Origin of the sequence: Amycolatopsis vancoresmycina, assembly GCF_000716785.1 — a bacterium.
Classification (GTDB): Bacteria; Actinomycetota; Actinomycetes; order Mycobacteriales; family Pseudonocardiaceae; genus Amycolatopsis; species Amycolatopsis vancoresmycina.
Genome location: NZ_JNYY01000055.1, coordinates 1 through 622 on the forward strand (window position 1 = coordinate 1; position 622 = coordinate 622).

1 rRNA gene is annotated in these 622 nt (G+C 56.4%); it reads right to left on the bottom strand.

Going from position 1 to position 622, the window contains the following annotated elements:
* Positions 1 to 622, bottom strand: a 23S ribosomal RNA gene (locus OO60_RS44285); the annotation flags it as partial.

Here is a 622-nt window from a genome sequence, read left to right on the forward strand (position 1 = left end):
AATGACACAGCTTCGGCGGTGTGCTTAAGCCCCGCTACATTGTCGGCGCAGGACCACTTGACCAGTGAGCTATTACGCACTCTTTCAAGGGTGGCTGCTTCTAAGCCAACCTCCTGGTTGTCTGGGCAATCCCACATCCTTTCCCACTGAGCACACACTTAGGGGCCTTAGCTGGTGTTCTGGGCTGTTTCCCTCTCGACGACGAAGCTTATCCCCCGCCGTCTCACTGCCACGCTCTCACTAACCGGTATTCGGAGTTTGGTTGATTTCGGTAACCCGGTAAGGCCCCTAGACCATCCAGTAGCTCTACCCCCGGCAAGAAACACGTGACGCTGCACCTAAATGCATTTCGGGGAGAACCAGCTATCACGGAGTTTGATTGGCCTTTCACCCCTACCCACAGCTCATCCCCTCAGTTTTCAACCTAAGTGGGTTCGGGCCTCCACGACGTCTTACCGTCGCTTCACCCTGGCCATGGGTAGATCACTCCGCTTCGGGTCTAGACCACGCGACTATGGGCGCCCTATTCAGACTCGCTTTCGCTACGGCTACCCCACACGGGTTAACCTCGCCACGCAGCACTAACTCGCAGGCTCATTCTTCAAAAGGCACGCCATCACCC